We start from the raw sequence: 857 nt of genomic DNA, 5'->3' as shown, positions 1-857 counted from the left end.
GGGCCGTCGTACTCGCGGATGATCTCGTAGCGGGTGTTGCGCTCGACGGGCTGGAAGCCCGCGTCCCTGATGAGGTCCAGGATGTCGTCGCGGGTGAGCTTGTCCGGTGTGCCGAAGTTGTCCGCGTCGTGCGTGATCTTGTACTCGACGACCGAGCCGTCCATGTCGTCAGCGCCGTGCTGGAGGGCGAGCTGCGCGGTCTGCACACCGTGCATGACCCAGAAGACCTTGACGTGCGGCACGTTGTCGAACAGCAGCCGGGAGACCGCGAAGGTCTTCAGCGCCTCGGCGCCGGTCGCCATCGACGTCCGCGCCTGAAGGCGGTTGCGGACCTTGCCGTCCTTCATGTCCACGAAGTCGTGCTGGTAGCGCAGCGGAATGAAGACCTGGAAACCGCCGGTCTCGTCCTGGAGCTCACGCAGCCGCAGCACATGGTCCACCCGGTGGCGCGGCTCCTCGATGTGCCCGTACAGCATCGTGCACGGGGTCTTGAGACCCTTCTCGTGCGCCAGGCGGTGGATACGCGACCAGTCCTCCCAGTGGGTGTCATGGTCGACGATGTGCTGCCGGACCTCCCAGTCGAAGATCTCCGCGCCGCCACCGGTCAGCGACTCAAGCCCGGCGTCGATCAGCTCATCCAGGATCTCGGAGGCCGACAACCCGGAGATCTTCTCGAAATGCTGGATCTCCGTCGCCGTGAAGCACTTGAGGGACACCTGCGGCAGCGCCTCCTTCAAAGCGCGCAGCGAGCGCGGGTAGTAGCGCCAGGGCAGCGTCGGATGCAGACCATTGACGATGTGCAACTCGGTCAGGTTCTCGCCCTCCATCGCCTTCGCGAGACGGACGGCCTCCTCTAT

The 857-nt window shown here is 65.2% G+C and carries 1 protein-coding gene; it reads right to left on the bottom strand.

The window, feature by feature from the left end:
• A partial coding sequence (locus AC5P1B_RS35720; RefSeq protein ID WP_493892201.1) for an aminofutalosine synthase MqnE occupies positions 1–857 on the bottom strand: 857 nt, incomplete at both ends.

It is taken from the genome of Streptomyces sp. A01 (assembly GCF_059026195.1).
Note: the sequence above shows the minus strand (reverse complement) of the source record. Positions and strands in the feature narration are given on the sequence as shown.